Here is a 2721-nt window from a genome sequence, read left to right as displayed (position 1 = left end):
GCGCTGCTGCTTGCGCTGCGACTGGCGCTTCTTCTCGTCGACCCGGCCGTCCCGTGGGGCCAAGCAGCGCCGGCTCGACGAGAAGAAGCGCCAGTCGCAGCGCAAGCAGCAGCGCCGGTACACCGGCGACTGAGCCGCCCGCTTCCTCCTTCTCCTCGCCGGCCTGCCGGCCCTGCTTCCCCCTGCCCGGCCGGGCCCGTGTCCTTTCCCACCGCTGAGCGGTTCATCTCCTGATGCGGCACACCTGACCGGTCCCTCCACTGAGGAGCCCAGGTCCGGTCGGGTGCGCCACGGACGGGTTCCGTTGCACCAGGAGAGGCGGTTTGTTGCATGACGGAGGAAACAACGGGTTCGACGGTGCCGCGCCGGCAGCTCGGTCGGTTTCTCACCGAGCTGCGTGAGGAGGCGGGCGTGACCCTGGACGGCGCCGCCGACCTGTTGCAGTGTTCCCGGCAGAAGGTCTGGCGGATGGAGAAGGGCCTCGTCCCGATGCGCGCTCCGGACGTCACCGTCCTCTGTGACCGGTACGAAGCGCCGGAAGGGGTACGGGCGGTGCTGCTCGGGCTGGCCCGGGAGACCCGCTCCCGGGGTTGGTGGCACGCCTACGGGGACGCCATCCCGCAGTGGTTCTCGCTCTACGTCTCGCTGGAGGGGGCGGCTTCCCGGATCCGCCAGTATGACGCCGAGCTGATCAACGGGCTGCTCCAGACCCGGGAGTACATCACCGCGCTCTACCAGCTCAACCGGCCGGAGACGCCGGAGCCGGAGCGGGACCGGACCATCGCCGTCCGGATGCAGCGCCAGCAGATCCTGGTACGCCGGTTGCCGGCCGCGCCCGAGGTGGACGTGGTGCTCAGCGAGGCGGTGCTGCGCCGGCCGGTGCCGGACCGGAGGGTCTGGCTGGCGCAGCTCGCCCACCTGCGGGACACCGCGCTGCTGCCGAACGTCCGGCTGCGGGTGCTGCCGTCCGCCGCCGGGCCGCCGCTCGCCGCCGAGGCCGGCACCTTCACCCTGCTGGAGTTCCCGAAGCCCGGCGGGATCGGCCGGGCCGAGCCGACCACCGTCTACAGCGAGTCGATCACCGGCGCGCTCTACCTGGACCGGCCCGCCGAGGTGGCGACCTACGAGCGGGTCTGGCGCGGGCTGGAGGGGACCGCGCTGGATGCGGAACAATCGAGGAGCTTCATCGAATCGATGCTTGAGGAGTGGTGATGGTCGACCTGACCGGGGCCCGCTGGCGGACCAGCACCCGCAGCGGTACCAACGGTGGACAGTGTGTGGAGGTGGCGGACAACCTGCCCGGCCTGGTCGCGGTGCGGGACAGCAAGGACCGGTCCGGCCCGGTGCTGACCTTCGCCCCGGGCGACTGGCGCTGTTTCGTCGCCGCGCTCGCCCGACCGTCCCGCTGATCCGCTCGGTACCACCTCGGCCCTGCTGATGCCTCACGATACGTAAGGAGTGGTGATGGTCGACCTGACCGGGGCCCGCTGGCGGACCAGCACCCGCAGCGGTACCAACGGTGGACAGTGTGTGGAGGTGGCGGACAACCTGCCCGGCCTGGTCGCGGTGCGGGACAGCAAGGACCGGTCCGGCCCGGTGCTGACCTTCGCCCCGGGCGACTGGCGCTGTTTCGTCGCCGCGCTCGCCCGACCGTCCCGCTGATCCGCTCGGTACCACCTCGGCCCTGCTGATGCCTCACGATACGTAAGGAGTGGTGATGGTCGACCTGACCGGGGCCCGCTGGCGGACCAGCACCCGCAGCGGTACCAACGGTGGACAGTGTGTGGAGGTGGCGGACAACCTGCCCGGCCTGGTCGCGGTGCGGGACAGCAAGGACCGGTCCGGCCCGGTGCTGACCTTCGCCCCGGCCGACTGGCGCTGTTTCGTCGCCGCGCTCGCCCGACCGTCCGACTGAACCGGTACGTGCGGGCGGGCCGCAGCGGTCCCGCTGGGCAGACGTGCGGGCGGGTTGCCGGCCGGCACGGAAAACCCGTGGCGACCCGGCGTGCCCGCCCCCACAATCCGGCGATGCCCGAAGCCGCTGATTTCTCCGTCAAGCCGACCCTGGTCGGCGACCGGGTCACCCTCCGCCCGTTCCTCGACGCGGACCTGCCCACCTTCGTCGCCGCCCTGGACGACCCCGAGATCCGCCGGCTTACCGGCAGCGCCGGTGCGGAGCCCTTCGACGCCGGGCACTGCCGACGCTGGTACACCACCCGTAACGCGCAGACCGACCGGCTCGACCTGGCCGTGGTGGACCGGGCCACCGACGAGTGCGTCGGTGAGGTGGTGCTCAACGAGTACGACCCGGTGAACGCGAGCTGCAACTTCCGTACCCTGCTCGTGGCCTCCGGCCGGGACCGGGGGCTCGGCACCGAGGCGGTACGCCTCATCGTCGGCTACGGCTTCACGCACCTCGGCCTGCACCGGATCTCGTTGGAGGTGTACGCCTTCAACCCCCGGGCCCGCCGGGTCTACGAGAAGGTCGGCTTCGTGGCCGAGGGGACCCTGCGGGACGCGCTACGCGACGGCGACGACTGGGTCGACGCCACCGTCATGTCGATCCTGGCCCACGAGTGGGCCGGCGACCGTTGAAGCGCTTTCCAGTTATCTGCTTCAATGCTGTGGGAGTTCCGGGCTGGCACGTCATGCACCACGTCACCGTGTCAGGAGTCTCGTATGCGCCACCGCGCCCCCGAACCACGTCCCCACGCCGGACCC

The 2721-nt window shown here is 71.3% G+C and carries 5 protein-coding genes; all 5 read left to right on the top strand.

Going from position 1 to position 2721, the window contains the following annotated elements; genetic code table 11:
* The first annotated feature begins 330 nt into the window (after positions 1–330).
* The gene (locus GSF22_RS32695) at positions 331–1212 is read left to right on the top strand and encodes a helix-turn-helix domain-containing protein (RefSeq protein WP_208817771.1); all 882 of its coding nucleotides are present in this window, start codon (positions 331–333) and stop codon (positions 1210–1212) included.
* Entirely contained in the window at positions 1212–1409 is a 198-nt protein-coding gene (locus tag GSF22_RS32690) for a DUF397 domain-containing protein (protein ID WP_208817770.1), read from the top strand. Before GSF22_RS32695 ends, GSF22_RS32690 begins: the two co-directional genes overlap by 1 nt.
* A 55-nt stretch (positions 1410–1464) precedes the next feature.
* Positions 1465–1662, top strand: coding sequence for a DUF397 domain-containing protein (locus GSF22_RS32685; protein ID WP_208817770.1), 198 nt, complete (start codon positions 1465–1467; stop codon positions 1660–1662).
* A gap of 55 nt (positions 1663–1717) precedes the next feature.
* A complete protein-coding gene (locus GSF22_RS32680) occupies positions 1718–1915 on the top strand; it encodes a DUF397 domain-containing protein (protein WP_208817769.1) in 198 nt (65 codons plus the stop codon).
* A 113-nt stretch (positions 1916–2028) separates the two neighbouring features.
* Complete coding sequence (locus GSF22_RS32675; RefSeq protein WP_208817768.1) at positions 2029–2595, top strand: GNAT family N-acetyltransferase; 567 nt, start codon at positions 2029–2031, stop codon at positions 2593–2595.
* Positions 2596–2721: the final 126 nt, after the last annotated feature.

The organism is Micromonospora echinofusca, assembly GCF_017614955.1.
In the GTDB taxonomy this organism is placed as follows: Bacteria; Actinomycetota; Actinomycetes; order Mycobacteriales; family Micromonosporaceae; genus Micromonospora; species Micromonospora echinofusca_A.
This window is presented reverse-complemented; position numbering and strand designations above follow the sequence as displayed.

Excerpts from the sequence above, each read along its gene's own strand:
- GSF22_RS32695 (WP_208817771.1), top strand. The coding sequence starts at position 331 with ATGACGGAGGAAACAACGGGTTCGACGGTGCCGCGCCGGCAGCTCGGT.
- GSF22_RS32690 (WP_208817770.1), top strand. The coding sequence starts at position 1,212 with ATGGTCGACCTGACCGGGGCCCGCTGGCGGACCAGCACCCGCAGCGGT.
- GSF22_RS32685 (WP_208817770.1), top strand. The coding sequence starts at position 1,465 with ATGGTCGACCTGACCGGGGCCCGCTGGCGGACCAGCACCCGCAGCGGT.
- GSF22_RS32680 (WP_208817769.1), top strand. The coding sequence starts at position 1,718 with ATGGTCGACCTGACCGGGGCCCGCTGGCGGACCAGCACCCGCAGCGGT.
- GSF22_RS32675 (WP_208817768.1), top strand. The coding sequence starts at position 2,029 with ATGCCCGAAGCCGCTGATTTCTCCGTCAAGCCGACCCTGGTCGGCGAC.